This is a genomic window from Spiroplasma kunkelii CR2-3x, from assembly GCF_001274875.1.
In the GTDB taxonomy this organism is placed as follows: domain Bacteria; phylum Bacillota_I; class Bacilli_A; order Mycoplasmatales; family Mycoplasmataceae; genus Spiroplasma; species Spiroplasma kunkelii.
In genome coordinates this window covers 1-20,021 of the sequence record NZ_CP010899.1, presented here as the reverse complement: position 1 = coordinate 20,021, position 20,021 = coordinate 1, and the positions used below count along the sequence as shown (strand labels likewise).

Annotated in this window: 16 protein-coding genes and 1 other RNA gene; 1 reads left to right on the top strand and 16 read right to left on the bottom strand. The window is 25.5% G+C overall.

Going from position 1 to position 20,021, the window contains the following annotated elements:
• Positions 1–89 precede the first annotated feature (89 nt).
• Positions 90–1,082, top strand: a complete 993-nt coding sequence (locus tag SKUN_RS00075) for an IS30 family transposase (RefSeq protein WP_053390323.1) — start codon at positions 90–92, stop codon at positions 1,080–1,082.
• Between the two features lie 455 nt (positions 1,083–1,537).
• On the opposite strand, the gene SKUN_RS00070 is transcribed toward SKUN_RS00075, so the two are convergent.
• The 16 genes from SKUN_RS00070 to dnaA form a co-directional block, all read right to left on the bottom strand.
• Complete coding sequence (locus SKUN_RS00070) at positions 1,538–2,401, bottom strand: Hsp33 family molecular chaperone HslO (protein ID WP_053390322.1); 864 nt, start codon at positions 2,399–2,401, stop codon at positions 1,538–1,540.
• Positions 2,402–2,488: 87 nt separating this feature from the next.
• Positions 2,489–4,507 carry an ATP-dependent zinc metalloprotease FtsH gene (gene ftsH, locus SKUN_RS00065; RefSeq protein ID WP_053390321.1) on the bottom strand — a complete coding sequence of 673 codons (2,019 nt, stop codon included), beginning with the start codon at positions 4,505–4,507 and terminating at the stop codon, positions 2,489–2,491.
• 73 nt (positions 4,508–4,580) lie between these two features.
• Positions 4,581–5,888 (bottom strand): tRNA lysidine(34) synthetase TilS, encoded by a 1,308-nt coding sequence (tilS, locus tag SKUN_RS00060; RefSeq protein ID WP_053390320.1) that lies wholly within the window; start codon positions 5,886–5,888, stop codon positions 4,581–4,583.
• Between the two features lie 9 nt (positions 5,889–5,897).
• Entirely contained in the window at positions 5,898–6,620 is a 723-nt protein-coding gene (locus tag SKUN_RS00055; protein WP_053390319.1) for a tRNA1(Val) (adenine(37)-N6)-methyltransferase, read from the bottom strand.
• A 1-nt stretch (position 6,621) separates the two neighbouring features.
• Positions 6,622–7,458, bottom strand: coding sequence for a DNA polymerase III subunit delta' (locus tag SKUN_RS00050; protein ID WP_053390318.1), 837 nt, complete (start codon positions 7,456–7,458; stop codon positions 6,622–6,624).
• The gene (gene tmk / locus SKUN_RS00045) at positions 7,451–8,095 is read right to left on the bottom strand and encodes a dTMP kinase (protein WP_053390317.1); all 645 of its coding nucleotides are present in this window, start codon (positions 8,093–8,095) and stop codon (positions 7,451–7,453) included. Before tmk ends, SKUN_RS00050 begins: the two co-directional genes overlap by 8 nt.
• A gap of 27 nt (positions 8,096–8,122) precedes the next feature.
• On the bottom strand, positions 8,123–8,503 hold the full coding sequence (locus tag SKUN_RS00040; RefSeq protein WP_235511153.1) for a toprim domain-containing protein: 381 nt from the start codon (positions 8,501–8,503) through the stop codon (positions 8,123–8,125).
• Between the two features lie 17 nt (positions 8,504–8,520).
• Positions 8,521–8,694 (bottom strand): hypothetical protein, encoded by a 174-nt coding sequence (locus tag SKUN_RS09975; protein WP_235511151.1) that lies wholly within the window; start codon positions 8,692–8,694, stop codon positions 8,521–8,523.
• A gap of 17 nt (positions 8,695–8,711) precedes the next feature.
• The gene (gene dnaX / locus SKUN_RS00035) at positions 8,712–10,736 is read right to left on the bottom strand and encodes a DNA polymerase III subunit gamma/tau (RefSeq protein ID WP_053390316.1); all 2,025 of its coding nucleotides are present in this window, start codon (positions 10,734–10,736) and stop codon (positions 8,712–8,714) included.
• A 66-nt stretch (positions 10,737–10,802) separates the two neighbouring features.
• Positions 10,803–11,246 carry a deaminase gene (locus SKUN_RS00030; RefSeq protein ID WP_053391566.1) on the bottom strand — a complete coding sequence of 148 codons (444 nt, stop codon included), beginning with the start codon at positions 11,244–11,246 and terminating at the stop codon, positions 10,803–10,805.
• 16 nt (positions 11,247–11,262) lie between these two features.
• Positions 11,263–11,353: signal recognition particle sRNA small type (gene ffs / locus SKUN_RS08110), an RNA gene on the bottom strand.
• A 128-nt stretch (positions 11,354–11,481) separates the two neighbouring features.
• Positions 11,482–12,753, bottom strand: a complete 1,272-nt coding sequence (serS, locus tag SKUN_RS00025) for a serine--tRNA ligase (RefSeq protein ID WP_053390315.1) — start codon at positions 12,751–12,753, stop codon at positions 11,482–11,484.
• Between the two features lie 2 nt (positions 12,754–12,755).
• A complete protein-coding gene (gene gyrA, locus SKUN_RS00020) occupies positions 12,756–15,218 on the bottom strand; it encodes a DNA gyrase subunit A (protein WP_053390314.1) in 2,463 nt (820 codons plus the stop codon).
• Between the two features lie 15 nt (positions 15,219–15,233).
• Positions 15,234–17,153 (bottom strand): DNA topoisomerase (ATP-hydrolyzing) subunit B, encoded by a 1,920-nt coding sequence (gyrB, locus tag SKUN_RS00015; RefSeq protein ID WP_053390313.1) that lies wholly within the window; start codon positions 17,151–17,153, stop codon positions 15,234–15,236.
• A 169-nt stretch (positions 17,154–17,322) separates the two neighbouring features.
• The gene (dnaN, locus tag SKUN_RS00010) at positions 17,323–18,441 is read right to left on the bottom strand and encodes a DNA polymerase III subunit beta (RefSeq protein ID WP_053390312.1); all 1,119 of its coding nucleotides are present in this window, start codon (positions 18,439–18,441) and stop codon (positions 17,323–17,325) included.
• Between the two features lie 170 nt (positions 18,442–18,611).
• Positions 18,612–19,964 carry a chromosomal replication initiator protein DnaA gene (gene dnaA / locus SKUN_RS00005; protein ID WP_053390311.1) on the bottom strand — a complete coding sequence of 451 codons (1,353 nt, stop codon included), beginning with the start codon at positions 19,962–19,964 and terminating at the stop codon, positions 18,612–18,614.
• Between the last annotated feature and the right edge of the window lie 57 nt (positions 19,965–20,021).

Here is a 20,021-nt window from a genome sequence, read left to right as displayed (position 1 = left end):
ATCACCATCCTAACATCTTTTAATAAAATGTCAATAAAATTTTAATTTTAATGTATAAATATATATTAAGAAAGGGTTGAACAAATCTTATGAAAAAGAAAAAATATAAACATTTTAATCTTGAAAAAAGATATAAATTAAAAGAATATTTAGAATGCGAAACATTTAAAAAGAAAAATGGTACACCTAATTATTCTAAAATAGGAGAAGTAATGAATAAAAGTCGTAATACAATTAGATTAGAGGCTAAAAGACTTAAAGAAGAATATGAACCTGAAAAAGCACATAAAGATTATAAACGAAAGCGTAAAAAATCTATTAAATATACAACAATTACAAAAAAAGTTGTAAATTATATAAGAAAAATTTTAAGTAAAAAAAGTTATTCACCAAGATTAATTATTTATGAATATGAAAAAAAATATAGTGAAAAGTTTCCATTTTCACATATGACACTTTATAAATATATTGATTATAAAGTTTTTGATGATGAAAATATTGAAATTAAGAAAAAATTACCATTTAAAGGTAAAAAATATAAAACAAAAAAAAGAAAAGATGATCGTGGTCAATTAACTAATATTAGATTTATTGAAGAAGCAAAACATGAAAAAGGTACTTTTGGTTGATTTCAAATGGATTGTATTGTTGGAAAAAATCATCAATCTGCTTGTTTAACTTTTACGGAAGAAAAGAGTTTATATACTATTTGTTTTAAATTAAATCAACATAATTCAGAAGAGGTTAATAATGCTCTTAAATGTATTTTTAAAAATAAACTTTATAAAGTAAATATAAAAGGAATTATTACAGATCAAGGTAAAGAATTTAGTAAGTGAAAAGAGATAGAGAAAATTACTAATACAAATGTTTATTTTTGTGATGCTGGAACTCCAACTCAAAAAGCAAAAGTTGAAAGAATAAATAGAGATATTAGATGATATTTACCTAAAGGAACTGATTTTAATACTGTTACTCAAAAAGAAATTAATAAAGTTATGAAAATTATTAATGAAAAGCCTCGACCTAGTTTAGGTTGATTATCCTCCAGAGAGGTATTTTTACAAAATACTAATATTTAACTTTTTTAAATATAAATTATATATTTGTAACAAATTTTTATTTTTGTCGTGCTTAAATATTAATTTATATTTAAAAAAGTTATTTTTTTTTGAAAAAATATTGCATTTTAAAATAAAAAGTATATTATCAAATTAATAAGGGTTGATTGACCTACTTGCATCTTTACAATACAAAAATGAAGATAAGCATAATAAGCAATTTTTAATAAATAAAAATGTTCCTCACCAAGCACAAGGTTTTATTTAAAATTTAAAGTAAAAATCAATAATTTAAAATAAATTTATTAAGATAATTTGCGAATTATTGATTTTTGTATTGTAAATTATTAATTTTATGTTATCATTAAATTAATAAAAAAAATAAATTTATCTTTTTCTTAGAAATTTTATTTTAGTAGATAAATATTTATTAAAATGATGTATCACCAACCGAATAATTTATGCCATCCTTGCCCTTATTCTTTAAGTAAACTTTTTAAATCACTTGCTCTAATATGATATTTTTTGCGGCAAAAATCACATGCAATTTCAATTTCACCATTATTTATTAAAATTTCATTAAGTTGCTCATTACCTAATAATTTTGCTGATTCTAAAGCTTTTTCGTATGAGCAACTACATTCAAATTTAACTTCATCAACTTCTAACACTTTGGCATTTTGATCAATTAGTTTAAAAATATTAATTAAATTATCTTCAGCAATTAATTTATGACTAATGTTTTCTAAATTTTCAATTTTTTCTTCTAAATAGTCAATATCTTCTTCTTTATGTTCTGGTAACAACTGTGCGAAAAAACCAACTGCTTTTGCAATTGTATTATCTTCATTCATTTTAATTGAACATGCAATAACTGATTTAATTTGTTCACTTTGTGCTAAATAATAAGTAAAATCTAAATTAATTTCACCAGAAATTAATTGAATTTGACCTGAGAAACTTTCTTTCATTCCTAAATCTTTCATTACACGTAAATAACCATTTGTACCAACTACTTGGGAAATAACATTATGTTCACGATCAATTTCATCAACATAAAATTGTGGATTAGCACAAAATCCTCGTACTTTATGACCAGTATATTCTGCCATAATCGTTCCAATTGGACCATTTCCATTAATAATACTTGTCATTTTATCGGTTGCATTTTTCATAACACTACCAATTAAAATAGTGGCTAGAACAACTCTTGACAACACAATTGTTGCAAGCGGATTAGTTGCATGTAATTTAATAATATCGTTTAATGATTTAGTTGCATCAACAACTGTCATTTTAACATTATGAACATTACTAATTGCTTTCATTACTTTGTCCATTTCTTTAAACTCCTTTATAAATTTCTTTCCTTTGCAATTATAGTATAATCATCGTTAAAAGTAAAACAAAAAGTAGGCTTAATTAGCCTACTTCTTATTTGTATTATTATTTTTATAATCTTCTGGGTGATCTTTTTTTCGTTCTTTTGGTTTAACTTCTAAAATTTCACCTTTTGCTTCTTTTTCTTTATGCTTTGCTGCACGTTCTTTTTCATGAATTACTTCATCAGGTAATTTATGATATTTATCAATATATTCAATCTGTTCTGCCGTAATTGTTTCTAATATTTTTAAACTTTCAGCAATTAAATTTAATAAACTACGATTTTCAGAAATTAATGCTTTTGCTGTTACATAACAATCATCTAAAATTTTACGAACTTCAGTATCAATTTTAGCCGCAATATTTTCTGAATAACGTTTTCTTGTTCCAGTATATTCATCTTTTGGTGATTCAAATTGAACTAATCCTAAACAACTCATTCCATATTCAGTAACCATATGACGTGCAATATTAGTTGCTTTTTCTAAATCATCATGTGCTCCTGTTGTTATTTTTGTTTTTCCAAAAATAATCTCTTCTGATGCACGCCCACCTAAATAACCAGTAATTGTCGCATATAAGTTTTCTTTACTATGAAACATTGTTTCTTCTTTTGGTGTCATAATTGTATAACCACCTGCTTGTCCACGTGGAATAATAGTAACTTTTTGAACTTTGCTAGCTGCTTCTAAACGTAAACCAATTAGAGCATGACCAGCTTCATGATAAGAAACAATATCTTTATCCATTACTGAATATTTACGTGATTCTTTTGCTGGTCCCCCAACAACACGATCAATCGCTTCATCAATAATATTAACAGTAATAATTTTTAAATTATTACGAACACATAAAATTGCTGCTTCATTTAAAACATTCTCTAATTGAGCTCCAGAAAATCCTGGCGTTCTTTCCGCGATTCGTCTAAAATCAACCTCTGTTGAAACTACTTTATTTCGAGCATGTAATTTTAAAATTGCTTCTCGTTCATTAATATCTGGTAATGAAATTTGAATCTGACGGTCAAAACGCCCCGGTCTTAATAAGGCAGAGTCTAATACATCAACTCGATTTGTTGCTGCCATAACAATAACTCCCGTATTAGTTCCAAAACCATCCATTTCAACTAATAATTGGTTCAATGTTTGTTCATTAGCACCACTCCCAATTGAAACAGTTCTTTTTCGACCAACAGCATCAATTTCATCAATAAAAATGATACATGGTGCAGCTTTTTTAGCTGCAATAAACATTTCACGAATTCTTGAAGCACCAACTCCAACAAACATTTCTTCAAATTCAGAACCTGAAATTGAAAAGAATGGGACACCAGCTTCTCCAGCAACAGCTTTTGCTAACAAAGTTTTTCCTGTACCTGGTGGTCCTTCCATTAGAACTCCTTTTGGAGCACGAGCACCCATACTTGAATATTTCTGTGGATTCTTTAAATAATCAACTAACTCAACTAACTCTGTTTTTTCTTCATTAATTCCTGCAACATCAGAAAATTTAACAGTAGATTGAATTTGGCGTGCTTTATTTTTCCCCATTGAAAAGGGATTAGCACCTGACATCCCACCAGACATTTTTGATAAACGAGCAATCATAAAGACGGCGATTCCCATTATTAATAATCATGGTACTAATTGTATTAACATCGCTTGTCACATTGGAACAAACTCACGGTCAACTGAAACAAGACCACCTTTTAATTTATTTTTAAAATTTTCATCTCATGTATTTGTTGGTATTTCGTCCTTGTAAGTATAAGCTCTAAAACCTTCAAGATTTCATTCCGAACTATAACGAACAGTTTTGATAACACTATCCTCAGAATATCGAATTACCCCTTCCATAACTACAGTATTTTTACCAACATTAGCCTTAATAGTAATTTCATCAATATTTTGATTGTTATAATTTTTAGTATTACCAATTTTTTGCATTTCTCCTTCGCTAATTTTTGTAATATCTGATTTTGTTCATAATACAATTGTTAAAATAATCAAACCAATAAAAATTAATGAACTTATAATTGCAAATCACATTCTTTTTTTATTCATAACTATTTCCTTTCTATTAAGACTTTTAAAATTAATCTTTTTCGGTCATTTTAAATATTGACCCAATTCTAGACTATTTTATCATAAAAAAAAATAAATTGTATTTTTCCGCTAAAGTATTATTAATAAATTTATTAATTTTTAAATCAACTAAATTATTCGCATAAATAAGGTTATTATCCTTATCTAATACAAAATAACTTTTTCGTGCTAAAAGCGGTACTTTATTTTTGATAAATAAACGATTTAAACGCATCTTATTAATCATTGCATTTCTTAGCAAAGATAAATCGTTGGTAATTGTGATTGGTCATTGTGCTGCTGCTATCATAAAATCATAATTATTTTTAGTTCCCGAATTAATAATATTTTCTTTTCATTTTATTGGTAATCCAATTGTTGGTGTTATTTGAATTGTTGTTAATTCTAAAAGTTCATTATTAACAATTTCAACATTATCATATGATTTAATTAAAGAATATCTTGAATTAATTTTAAGAATAATATTTGGTTTTAAACTTTTTAATTCCTTAATTATTTCATCTAAAAACTTTCTTTTTTTATTACTAATTAAATAAACAAACTTATTAATTTTAAAATAATTAAAAATAATAATTTTTTGCAAATGAATATTATTAAGAGCATTAAAACTAGTAACATTAATTTGCCCAAAATTTTCAATCAAATATTTTTTTGCAACTAACTTTAATTGTTCATTTTCCTTATTTTTTTCCTCAATTTCTAATAACATATCTTGTAAATTAATATCCTGAATTTCATTACGAATAATATTTCGATTATAAATCGCTAAGATATTAGTTGAATCAATTGCATAATTAATTTGCTGATGAAATAAATATTCAATAATTTCTTCTCTTGATATTTTTAACATAATCCTCAATATTTTTAGTTTTTTGTTAAATAATTGAGAATAATAATAACTAGTTTTATTTAGACCATAATATTCAACAATCCCATTTCGTTGTTTTTGCAAAATATATGTTTCAATATGATCAGTCAAATTATGGGCAATTAAAACACCCTGGAAACATTTTTTTTCACTAATTTGTAAAAAAAAATCATATCGTATGCTACGAGCAACTGCTTGAAAATTATGAGAATTAGTCTGATACTGTTCATAGTGTTTCGCTGTCACTTTTTTTACATATACCTTAATATTTCGTTTTTGGCAATATTCAACAACAATTTGTTCATCATAGTCACTATCTTTTCGCTTCTGGTAATTTACCAAACATACAATGAAATTATTAATATCAAACTCTGAATTATTATAAATATTGTCAAGTAAAAACATACTATCAGGACCACCAGACACCCCAATAACATATTTTTCATTCTTTTTTAAAAGTTTAGTTTCCATTTCTATCACCTATTTTCGAAATAATTTTAAAACTTGTTCTGTATAATGATAATTCTTATTATGAACAATGATTGGTTTTTCAACAATAAGGCCTGCCCCACTTTGAAAACGAGCTTCAATTAAAACATTATTTGCTTTACTTTCTACAAAAGGATGAATAAATTGTAGGCGTTTAATATTAAAACCATACTTAATTAATAATGCAGTAATTTCTAATAATCTTGTTGTACGATGAATAATTGCAAAATACCCTCGATTTGCAACTAATTTCTTAACAGCAAAAATAATCTCTTCTAATGTGACATCTGTTTCATGGCGTGCTGGAATTAATAATTTATTTTTTTCATTTAATTTTGCTCCATTAACTTTAAAAAATGGAGGATTACAGACAATTAAATTATATTTAACATTAGCATTAGTTTTAATATATTCATTAATATCATTATGAATAATTTTAATCTGTTCAATTTTATGATTTAATGCAACATTTTCCTCTGCTAATTGTACAGCTTCTTTTTGCAATTCAATGCCAGTAATTGGTGCTGAAGTTAAAGTTGATAAAATTAACGGAATTACCGCATTATTAGTACCAATATCTAAAATATTTTTTATTTTTGTATTTAATGTTGCAAAACGAGCCAGTAGGACTGTATCCAATGAAAAATTAAACATATCAGTTCGTTGGTTAATTTTAATTCCCTCATAATCTAATAAATCATTTAAAACTTTCACTTTACACCTCGTTATATCAATCAATAAATCCCTTTTCTAAAATTAATTCTTTATTTAAATTTTCCAATAATAAATTGGCAATAGTATAACAAATTTCAATTAACTTGCTATTTTTATGATTTAGTTTTTGAATTAAATCTTGATTTGTAATTTGATATTTTTCTCATTCTTTCTTTTTTAAAACATTAGCAATTGCTAAAAAAAATTGGCGGCATTCAACACTATCATAATTATTTAACTGACGCATATGAATAAAGTTATTTATCGAGTTACTTGCAAAATTGTTAAAAAAGGTAGAAATAAATTCATTTTTAAAATCATCAACTTCTAATAAATCAGTTGTATTTTCTAAAATAATATTTAAACAACGTGATTTAATAGTATCAATAACATTTGTTTTATTAGTTGTTAACAAAAAAGCGTATGTATTTTTACTAGGCTCTTCTAAAAATTTTAATAATGAATTAGCCGCTTCTAATGTTAATAAATCAATACCATTAATAACATATACTTTTATTCCTGTTTGTTCTAACGCAGAATAATTAAATGTTTGAATAATTTCTTGAATTTCTTCTTTTTTGATTGTTGTTTCAAAATCACCTTTAATTTTTAAATCATAATAAGTTTTATTATTAATGCGGTGACAAATATCACATTCACAATCTACTTCTTGTTTTTTAAAACACAATAAAAATTTAATAACTTCTGTTGTAAATTTTTCTAATTTAACTTTATTATTGCAAGAAATCAAAAGTTGATTTAATAAATTATTTTTTAAAATTAAATTTTTAAATAGTGTCATTTTCTCAACATCATTTTTTGTAAATAAATTATCCATTTTCTTTGTCCTTTATTTTTTGAATAATTTCATCAACATAATAATATACTTGTTCTAATACTTCATTCACTGGTTTACTAGCAGCAATAACTTTAATGCGATCTGCATTTTCACTAATTAAAACTTGATATCCTTCATATACCTTCTTGTGAAACGAATTTTTTTCTAAATCAAGACGGTTCATTTCAACCTCATTTCGAACTTTCATTCTTTCACTTGCCATTGTTGGTTGAATATCAAAAAAAAGAGTTAAATCTGGCTTTGTTGTGCCCAAAACAATAGATTGTACTTCATCTAATGTTCGAATTCCTAATCCACGAGCATATCCTTGGTATGCTGAAGTAGAATCCATAAAACGATCACAAATTACAATTTCTCCTCGTTTTAACGCCGGCAAAATATCTTCAACAACATGTTGCCTACGAGCAGCAATATATAATAAAGCTTCTGTTCATGGGTCCATTCCTAAATTATGTTTACTTAAAATAACATTTCTAATTTGCTCAGCAATTTCATTGCCTCCTGGTTCTCGTGTTAAAACAACTTGATATCCTTCTGACCGTAATTTTTCTTTTAATAATTTTGAAATCGTTGTTTTTCCAGAACCATCAATTCCTTCTAATGTTATAAATATCATCATTACACTCCCTGTTCTTAAACATCTTTACGTCCCTCTAAAACTTGTTTTAATGTTACCTTCATCAATATAATCTAAGGAGCCACCAATTGGTATCCCTTGGGCTAAACGTGATATTTTTATATTAAAAGGTTGCAAAAATATTTTTAAGTATTGAGCTGTTACTTCTCCTTCAAAAGTAGCACCAACAGCAATAATCACTTCTTTTATAATTTTATCATTCATTCGGGATTCTAACGCAGAAAAAGTCAATTTATCTGGTGTAATGCCATTTTTTACATTAATTTCACCATTTAAAACATGATAAACTCCATTAAAAACTTTTGTTGGTTCGATTTTTATAATATAAAAAAAATTGCTAACAACACAAAACTTTTTTTGTTCACATAAATTATTATGGCAAAACAAACAAACATTATTTTACATTAATGTTGAACAAATTGAGCATTGATGATAATTATTTTTGATTTCATTAAAACATGCTCTAATGATTCCAATAATGATGGTTTAATAATTAATTTATTAAAAATCCTTTCCGCAGTTTTTTTACCAACACCTAAAATAGTTTTTAATTCCATAATTAATTCTTCATAGTTCATTTCAAATTTCCAATCAATTATTCTACTATCTTAATGTTATCAAAAATCTGTTTACCAGTTTCAAGAACATCTTTATATTCTTCATAGTTATCAATTTGTTTAACTAATAAATTTTGGTAAAAATCTTCAATATCAATTAATGTTGGTTTTGGTAATTTATTTTCTTGTCTAATTTTAACATAATCATTGCGAACACTAGTTCACTCAGTTTCACTTAAGGCAATAATAATAAAATCAAAATCAAATGCTTGGAAAATCTTATTGCGAAATTCTCAATTACACATTTCAAAACTAATTCAATTTGCTTCTGGTTTTGTATTAGTTACAATAATCAGTCCTTGTTCTGATGCAGCCACATATTTAACATCATAGAAACTAATTAATTTATCTAATTGAACTACTTTACCTTTTTCGTTAATTAATTCCATAAATTTATTTTTAAATTTTTCTCTCTTTTCTTTACTAGCTTTAATTAAAATATTAAAAATTTGATTATTAGAATAATTAATATTAGAAAATTCATAGATATTAACTTTATTTTTCATATCGTCACGATATTTTTGTAAGTTAGTTATGCATTCTAATTCTTTTCCATAAGAAATTTGCTCTGATCCAACTGACTGAAAACTTTCTTTTTCCTTTTTTTGTTCAAAATTAGTTTGAAGATCATTTTTATCTAATATTATTTTATCTTGTTGTTGTTCTATGTTACTAAAAGAACTATCATTAGGTTTTTCATCATTAAATAATGGTTGGTTATTAGGTAATTTCGGTTCTTTTAAATTAATTATTTCATCATTGTTTTTTAATGATATAACTTGATCTTTTTCATAATTATTTTCTATCATTTCTATATTTTTATAAATTTGTTCTATTTTATCATGATTAATTTTTCTTTCCTCTGTATGCTCTAAAATCACTAAATCACTTAATTTTAAATTCTGTAAATTCTTAGTATTATTTTCAAAAATTGCTAAAGCTTTTAATAAAATTAATTCAAAATACATTTCTTGTGTTTTACTATTTCGCATTTTGCTTGCTGCTTCAGTAAACAAATCAAGTAACATAATTAATTCTTTTGAACTTAATTGTTCAACAAATTCTTTTGCTTGTTCTTCTGATAATAAATTTAAAAAAAATGAATTATTTGTTTGTTTAAACTCAAAAATTTCTTTTAAAATATCTAATAAATTTAATGTTAAAATTTCAAAATCAGAACCTGATTTATAAATTTTTTTACTAGCCATTAAAACTTCTGCTGTTTTATATTCTAAAATATCTTTTAATAATTTTAATTTAATGGTTTTTGAAACTGTTGCAAAAATAATATTTACATTTTCTAAGGTAACATTTCGATCAGAAAACATAATTACTTGTTCTAAAATACTTAATGAATCGCGAGCACTACCATCAGCCAAAAGAGCAATTTCTTTAATCGCAACCAAATCATATTTAATTTCTTCTTTTTGTAAAATATTAATAATATTATTTTCTAATTCAACTTTTGAGATCTTACGAAAATTATATTGTTGACAACGTGAAATAATTGTTGCAGGAATTTTATGACTTTCAGTTGTTGCTAAAATAAAAACAACATGTTGTGGTGGCTCTTCTAATGTTTTTAATAATGCATTAAAAGCTGAATTAGTTAACATATGAATTTCATCAATAATATAAACTTTATATTTTGTCATAGTAGGAAGTAACTGAACGTTATTTCTAATTTCTCGAATTTCATCAACACCATTATTTGAAGCAGCATCAATTTCAAATACATCAACTGCTCCGGAGCGGTTTATTTCCTGACAACTAGCACATTCATTGCACGGATTCCCTTTATCTAAATTAATACAATTAATTGCTTTTGCAAATATTTTTGCAATCGAAGTTTTCCCTGTTCCACGTGGTCCTGAAAATAAATATGCATGCGAAAATGTATTATTTATAATTGCATTTTTTAAAGCTTTTTTAATTTCAATTTGTCCAACAATTTTATCAAAATTATTTGGTCGATATTTACGATATAAAGAAATATAATCCATTTTTTATGCTCCCGCCCAATATTATTGTTATAATAACTTTATTTTACTCCTTTAATTACAAATATTCTATCTTAATTGTTCAAAAAATTTCTTCATTAAATCTTTTAAAATAATATTTTTCTCATGTTTTATAACATGTTGAACTTTTAATTTTGAAACATCAAAAGTATGATTAGACTTTAAAAAACCATATTTTTCATTTGATAAATAATAATTAATAACTTTAATTCCTGAATTAATTATTGCTCCTAGGCACATCATACATGGTTCAACAGTAACTCATATTGAACAATCACTAATTTTATTTGTTCGTTTTTTTCGACATGCTTGATTTAAAGCATAAATCTCAGCGTGTGTTGTTATTGAATTTTTTGTTGTTTTATTATATCCAATGGCAATAATTTTACCATTTTGGTCAACAACTAATGCAGAAATTGGAACATGTTTTTTCTTATATGCTCGTTGTGATAACTTATATAATTTATTGAAAATTAATGTAGTATCTGTCATAAATTCACCTTTATCATAAAAAATGTCATTACACATAGTCCTTAGTCTTATGGCTGCTACCTTCCGGTCCTGACCAATTTCAAATGTAACTATTGTAATGACATAAGTAATTATATCATATAATTTTATTTTGCATATCTTTATTTATTAAAAACTGCAATGTTTCACGTGAAACATTGCAGTTTTTTTGGTTTTTCTTTTCCTTGACTGTTTAAAATGTTTCACGTGAAACATTTTAAACAATAACAGTTTGACCTTGAAAATAAGGTTGCAATTTTTGGGGAATTGTAATAGTCCCGTCTTCATTTTGATAATTTTCTAAAATGGCAGCAATTAAACGATCAATTGCTAAACCTGATCCATTTAAAGTATGAACATATTTTATTTCATTATTAACATCACGATAACGTAATTTCATCCGACGTGCTTGAAAATCAAGACAATTTGAACAAGACGAAATTTCCCGATATTTATTCTGACCAGGCATTCATACTTCTACATCATATGTTTTTGTTGAAGAAAATCCCATATCACCTGAACACAACAAAATTACACGGTATGGGATTTCTAATAATTGAAGAATATTTTCTGCATCTAATACCATTTTTTCTAATTCTTCAAATGAAGCTTCTTCGGTAGTAAACTTAACCATTTCAACCTTTTTAAACTGGTGTAAACGAATAATTCCTTTTGTATTACGTCCAGCAGAACCAGCTTCCTGACGAAAACATGGTGTATAAGCAGTATGATAAATTGGTAACTGATCTTTATCCAAAATTTCTTCACGGTATAAATTAGTTACTGGTACTTCTGCAGTTGGAATTAAATATAAATTATCTTTTTCAATATAATATAAATCCTCTTTAAATTTTGGCAGGTTTCCTGTTCCATACATAATTTGTGGTTGTACTAAAATTGGTGGTTCAATTTCAATATAATCTCGTTTTGCATGTTCATCTAACATAAAGTTCATTAAAGCACGTTCTAATTTAGCTCCCATTCCTTTATATACTACAAAACGTGAACCTGATATTTTAGTTCCCCGATCAAAATCAATTAAGTCTAATGCTGTCGCTACTTCTCAATGTTCTTTTACTTTCTTATGATTTGAAATTTTACCTCATTTACGAATTTCCACATTATCGTTTTCATCTTTCCCACTAGGAACTAAATCATCTGGAACGTTAGGCGTAACTTCTAAAATTGCTTTAATTTTTTCTTCAACTTTATTTAGTTGTTCATCAATTACTTCAATTTTTTGTTTAATAGTACTAATTAATTCTTTAATTGTTTGTACTTCTTGGTCTTTTTTTTCTGCTATTAAAATTCCAACTTTTTTTGATTCAAGATTTTGTTTTTCTTTTAATTTTTCTGATTTAACAATTAATTCGCGACGTTGAACTGATAATTTTTTAATATTTTGTAAATATGAAAAATCATCATGCCGGCGATTTAATTTCTTTATTATTTTGTCAAAATTTTCAACAATTTTTTTCTGATCTAACATTTTTATTTTTCTCCTTCAATGCTAATTTTATTTTTTAAAATTTCAATAACTTCTAATTTATCATCTTGTTCTAATCGCATAATTTTAACACCCGATGTTGTTCGACCAAATAATGGAATTTGTTCTAGCGAAAAACGAATAATATTTCCTTTTTTTGTTCCTACTAAAATATCTTCATCACCATTTACAGCTTGAACAAATTTTAAATATCCTGTTTTATCTGTTAAGTTAATTGACTTAACACCATTAGTATTTCGTCCTGTCAAACGATAATTTTCAATTGCTGTTTTTTTTGCATAACCATTTTCAGTTACTGATAAAACATATTTCCCAGACCGTCCTGAACTAACCCCAATGGTTTCTCCAACAGCATTATTAGCAATTCCTTTAACCCCTACTGATTGTCGTATCATTGGCCTAATTTCTTCTTCATTAAATCGAATTACTTTTCCAATATTATTTCCAATAATAACATCATCATGTCCTTTTGTAATAATCACGCTTACTAATTCATCATTATCTTTTAACTCAATTGCTACTTTTCCTGTTTGACGAATTTGATTAAATTCACTTATCTTTGTTTTTTTAATAAGACCTTTTTTTGTCACAAAAAATAAATTATCCTCTGTTGAAATTGACTCATCTATAGCAATAATTGTTTGAATGTTTTCTGTTTTATCAATTGCGATTAAATTAATAATTGGTAACCCCCGTGCATGTCGTGAATATGTTTCAATTTGATAAGCTCGTAATTTATACACTTTTCCAAAATTTGAAAAAATTAATAATGAGTCAATACTATTAGCACTAATAATTTTCTTTAAACTATCTTCAATATTTGCTAAACCAATAATCCCTTTTCCACCACGATTTTGTAATTTAAAAGTATCATCAGCTACTCGTTTAACATAACCATCTTGTGTTAACATAATTAAAATATCTTCCCGGCGAATTAATTCTTCTGGATCAATTTCTGTTAACTCTTCCTTAATAATGTGACTACGCCGCTCATCACCATATTTTTTCTTGATTTTTGTTAATTCCGTAATCATAATATCAATTTGTTTTTCACTATTATTAATAATCTCTTTTAATTCAGTTATTGCTATTTTAATATTTTTAATTTCATTAATAATTTTTTCAATTTCTAATCCAGTTAATCTTTGTAAGCGCATTTCTAAAATTGCTCATGCTTGTTCAACTACTAAATTAAATTTATTAATTAAAGCATTTGATGCAATCTGTATTGTTTGTGATTGTTTAATAATTGTAATTACTTCATCAATATTATCAAGCGCAATTTTTAATCCTTCTAAAATTATTAAACGATTACAATTTTTCTTTAATTCAAACTGACTACGTTTAATAATAATATCAATTTGATGTTCAATAAAATATTTTAAAATTTGTTTTAAACCCATTACTCTTGGTTGGTTTTTGTATAATGCTAAAATATTTAACGAAAAATTAGTTTGAAGTGGTGTTAATTTATATAACTTATTTAAAATAACATTTTCTTGAGCATCACGTTTTAATTCTAAAACAATACGAACCCCTTCCATGTTTGATTCATCACGAAGATCACTAATTCCATTAATAATTTTGTCGCGAATTAATTCTGCAATTCGTTCCAACAATTTTGCTTTATTAATTTGATATGGAATCTCTGACACAATAATTCGTCTTTTATTATTATTTTCTTCAATATCAATTTTTGAACGAATTGTAATTGCTCCATTTCCTGTTTCATAAGCTTTAATTAAGCCGTTTCCAGCCGTAATTAATGCTCCCGTTGGAAAATCAGGTCCTTTAATAATTTTCATTAATTCAACAGTTGTTATTTCAGGATTTTTTGTTACCGCAATAACACCATCAATTACTTCATTCAAATTATGAGGTGGAATATTAGTTGCCATTCCAACAGCAATTCCGCTAGCACCATTAACTAATAAATTTGGAAAATATCCTGGTAAAAAAGTCGGTTCTTCTTCACTGCCATCATAATTGTCAATAAAAATTGTTGTTTCTTTTTCAATATCTTTGATTAGTTCACCAGCAATTTTACTCATTTTTGCTTCCGTATATCGCATTGCAGCTGGAGCATCACCATCCATTGAACCAAAATTTCCATGCCCATCAATTAAAGGATAACGATAAGAAAAATCTTGTGCCATCCGAACCATTGTTTCATAAACAGCAGTATCACCATGGGGATGATATTTCCCAATTACTTCACCAACAATTCGAGCTGATTTCTTATGTTGTTTATCATAAGTCATATTTAAATCTCACATTGCATAAATAATACGGCGATGAACTGGTTTTAATCCATCACGAACATCAGGAATTGCACGTGAAACAATAACTGACATTGCATAATCTAAAAAGCCATTTTTCATTTCATCAGCAATATCAATATCACGAATTTTACCATCATAATCATATCCATCATTTTCTGATTTCATCATTATATTTCCCTTCTAGACATCTAAATTTTTAACATATTTTGCATTTTCACGAATAAATTTTTTTCGTGGTTCAACATTTTCACCCATTAATTCATTACAAATTAAATTTGTTTCAAATGCATTATTAACAGAAACTTTCAATAATAAACGCTGTTCTGGATCCATTGTTGTTTCTCATAATTGTTCTGGATTCATTTCTCCTAATCCTTTATAACGTTGAATTGTATAATTTTTATTTTGTTTTAATAATTCTTTTTTATAAAGTTCTAATTCATTATCACTATAAGCATATTGAATCTTATTACCATTTTGAATTTTGAATAGTGGTGGTTGAGCAATATAAATATTGCCATTTTCAATCAAATCTTTCATATAACGATAAAAAAATGTCAATAATAAAATTCGAATATGTGCACCATCAACATCAGCATCAGTCATAATAATTACCTTTTGATAACGTAATTTTTTATAATTAAAATTATCTTTAATACCTGCTCCTAATGCGGTAATAATTGAATTAATTTCATTATTTTCAAATATTTTAATTTGTTTTGCTTTTTCAACATTTAAAATTTTTCCTCGTAATGGTAAAATTGCTTGAAATTTTCGATTTCGACCAGATTTAGCACTTCCACCAGCAGAATCCCCTTCAACAATATAAAGTTCAGCTATTTTAGCATCTTTTGTTTCACAATCTGCTAATTTACCTGGTAATGAAAAACTATCCATTACGGTCTTACGACGTGTTGTTTCTTTTGCACGTTGTGCAGCAATTCTTGCTTTTAATGATAAACTTATTTTTTCAATAATTTTTTTTGCATCTTCTGGATTTTCTAACAAATAACTACTTAATCCTTTTCCAACAATATTAGAAACAATTTTTTTAACTTCACTGTTTTCTAACTTTGTTTTAGTTTGACCTTCATATAGTGGATCCGGATGACGAATAGAAATTATTGTTGTCATTCCTTCTTTAATATCATCTCAAATAAATTTATCTTCGTTACCTTTATTATTTTTATTAATATTTTTAAAATAATTATTTATTTCACGAACAATGGCTAATTTAATACCTTCTTCGTGGGTTCCACCCTCATGGGTATTAATGTTATTACAAAAAGAAAAAATATTTTCTGAATAATTGTCATTATATTGTAACCCAAATTCAACAACAATATTATCTTCTATTCCTTCAACATAAAAAACATCGTTTAGTGGCGTACCAATTGTTTTATTTAATTCTAAAACATAATCTTTAATTCCATTATTAAATTGATAAACAACCATTTTTTCTTCATCATCTTCTCGTAAATCAACTAATGATATTTCTAATCCTTTATTTAAAAAAGCTAATTGTTTAATTCGATTTTGAATTGTTGAAAAACTAAAAATTGTTGTTTCTTTAAAAATCTTTTCATCTGGTAAAAAAGTTACTGTTGTTCCAGTTTCTGAAGTTGAACCAACTTCTTTAATTGATGTTAAAATTTGACCACCATTATGAAACTCCATTACATATTTTTTATTATTTTTTCTAACTTCAACTTTTAAATATTTACTTAAAGCATTAACAACACTAGCTCCTACTCCATGTAAGCCACCAGAAATTTTATATGTATTTGAATCAAATTTTCCTCCTGCATGTAAAATAGTAAAAACAGTTTCTAATGTTGAAACTTTTGTTTTTGGGTGAATTTCAATTGGAATTCCACGGCCATTATCAACAACTGTAATTGATTCATCTTTATTAATGATAATTTTAATTTTATTAGCAAAATTAGCTAAAACTTCATCAATTGAGTTATCAACAATTTCTCAAACTAAATGATGTAAGCCTCTAGCATTTGTCGCCCCAATATACATACCTGGTCGTTTTCGAACTGCTTCTAAACCTTCTAAAATTTGAATTGATTCTGAATTATAATTATCACCCATAAATAATTCTCTCCATTTCTGCTTTCTTTTATTTTACCATTATTAACTAATTTTAGGCCTAAATTATCAAATATATTTTTAAATATTATAAAAAATATTTTTATATTTTTAGTGTCTAATTTAACCCTATAAAAAAGTTATAAAATAAAAAAAACTAAATAATTAGTTTTTAATATAATCGAATTGGTAAAACTAATTGTTGTAATGTTAAATCATCATTAGCAGAAATAATTAATGGTTTTGTTTCATCAATCATTTTAATTGTAATTTCTTTTGTTTTAAAGGCTTTTAAAGCATCCAAAATATACTTTGAATTAAAAGCAATTATTTGGTCTGCTCCTTCAACTTTAAAATCTTTAATTTCTTCTTCTGTGTTACCAATTTCTTGCGTAAATGAAGTAACTAAAACTTTTTGTTCTTTTATTTTTAATGTAACAATTGTTGTCATCACCTCATTTGATAAAACACTAGCTCGCTCAATAATTTTAATTAGTTCACGATTATTGATTGTTAATGAAGTATTAAAGGAAGTTGGAATAACTTTACTTGTATCAGGATATTTTCCTTCAATAATTTTTGTTTGAACAATTGTATTATTAATAATAATACTAACTGATTTATCAGTAATTTTCATTTTAATTTCTTGGTCATTTTCTGAAATTAAACGGCCAATTTCATTAATAAATTTTCCAGGAATAATAACATCAAAATTATAATTATTACTATAAGCAATCTTTTTACATGATAATCGAAATGAATCAGTGGCAGTAATTATTAATTTTTTATTATTTTGATCTGTTTTAATATTTAAACCATTAAAAACTATTCTTTTTTCTTTTTCTCCAATTGCAAAACTTGTTTGTGAAATAATTTCTTTTAATACTATACTTGTAAAATTTATTTCTTTACCCTCTGTTTCAAATGATAAATGTGGATAATCTGCTGAGTTTAATGTATTTAAAACTGAATCAAAATTACTTGCTTTGATTTTAATTAAATTACCCTCAACTACTTCCAAAGTAATAAATTCATCTTCAATTTTACGAATAACTTCAACAATAAATTTATTTTTAATTAAGACACTTCCAATTTGAGTAATACTTAAATCAGTGCCCATAATTTCTGATTTAATTGATGTGTCACCATCAGAAGTAGTAAAAGTAATTTTGTCTTTTTTAACTTCAATTAAAATTCCTAGTAATGAAGGAATTAAAGTTTTTTGAGAAATTATTCGACTTACTTTCAATAATTCATCTAATATTTTTTCTCTTTTAATGTTTACAATCATTTTTTTTACTCCTTTCTTTTGTATATTTTGTAATATATAAATAATTATATACTATTGTTAAAATATTGTTTTTTTATTTATTAGTATTATAATGTAGATAATGTGGAAAACTTGATAAAGTTTTAAATAATATTATTTTTTATTAAAAAAAAAGTGTGGAAAACATTGTGTTATTTTCCTTCAATTTTTCTACGAATTGCATTTACTAAATGTTTAAATTCTTTGTTTGTGTTAATATGTGTTTCAACTTTTTTAACACTATTCATAACAGTTGTGTGGTCTTTACCACCAAACTCATTTCCAATTCTTGTAAATGGTTCATCTAATAATGTTCGACAAAAATACATTGCTAATTGTCGTGCTTGCATTACATTACTAACTCGTGATTTACTCATCATTGCTTTGATAGTAATATTATAATTATCAGCAACAATTTGTTTAATTTTTTTAGGGGTAATTTTTTCGTTATTTTGCAGAGGAGCATTTTTAAATGCTTTTTCAACATCAGCTAATGTAATAATTTCATTTGGTTTTTTGTTCATAACAGCTAAAAATAATAATCGCTTAATTGCTCCTTCTAACTTTCTAACATCACTGTTAAAATTTAAAGCAATAAATTCTAGTGATTCTTCTGAAAATAATCCTAAGTTATTTTGATGTTTTAGTTTTTGTTCTAATATTTTAAGAGCTGTTTCAAAATCTGGTGAATCTAAACCAATACTTAAACCATATGAAAAACGAGAAATAATTCTAGATTCAAAACCACCTAGATCATCAGGATATTTATCAGAAGTAATTACAATTTGTTTATTTTTTTCAATATATGAGTTAAAAATATGAAAAAATAATTCATTTGTTTTATTGCGTTTTGCTAATAATTGTATGTCATCAATTAATAAACAGTCGTAAATATCATAAGATGTTTTAAAAGCTTCAATAATTTCATGTCCTTGATTTAAAATATCCATAGCAATTTTTCCAAACTCATCAGCTTTTAAATATTTTACTCGGTTATTTGTTTTATAAATTTCATTTACCTTATTTTTAATTGCATGTAATAAATGTGTTTTTCCTAGTCCAGAGTCTCCATATATGAATAATGGATTTCATTTTTTTCCAAGATCTAGAGCAACTGCTAAAGCTGCTTGCATTGCTTCATGATTAGAATCTCCACGAACAAAATTTTCAAAAGTATAATTTTCATAATAAGCAATGTTATTGTTTTCTGTTAATGTATCAATTTTACTAATTACAGATGCTTGTTTATTAATATTTTTTTCTAATTCAAAAGAAATATTATATTGGATTCCAGTCAGTTTTTTTAAGATATTTTTAATTTTTTCATTTAATCCTGCTTCAAAAACACCAATTGCAATTTCTGATTTTGTTGTAATTAAGCAGTTATTATCAGATACAGTATATAAATTTGTGTCACTAATATAGTAGTTGTAAATTTCTGGGGAAACTGATTCATCACGAGATAATATTTCTTTAACTTCAATCCATAATTCTTTTGTGTTCATTAATTTCATCTCCAATAGTTTTTATCGTTATTAATTATAAATAAAAGATGTGGAAAA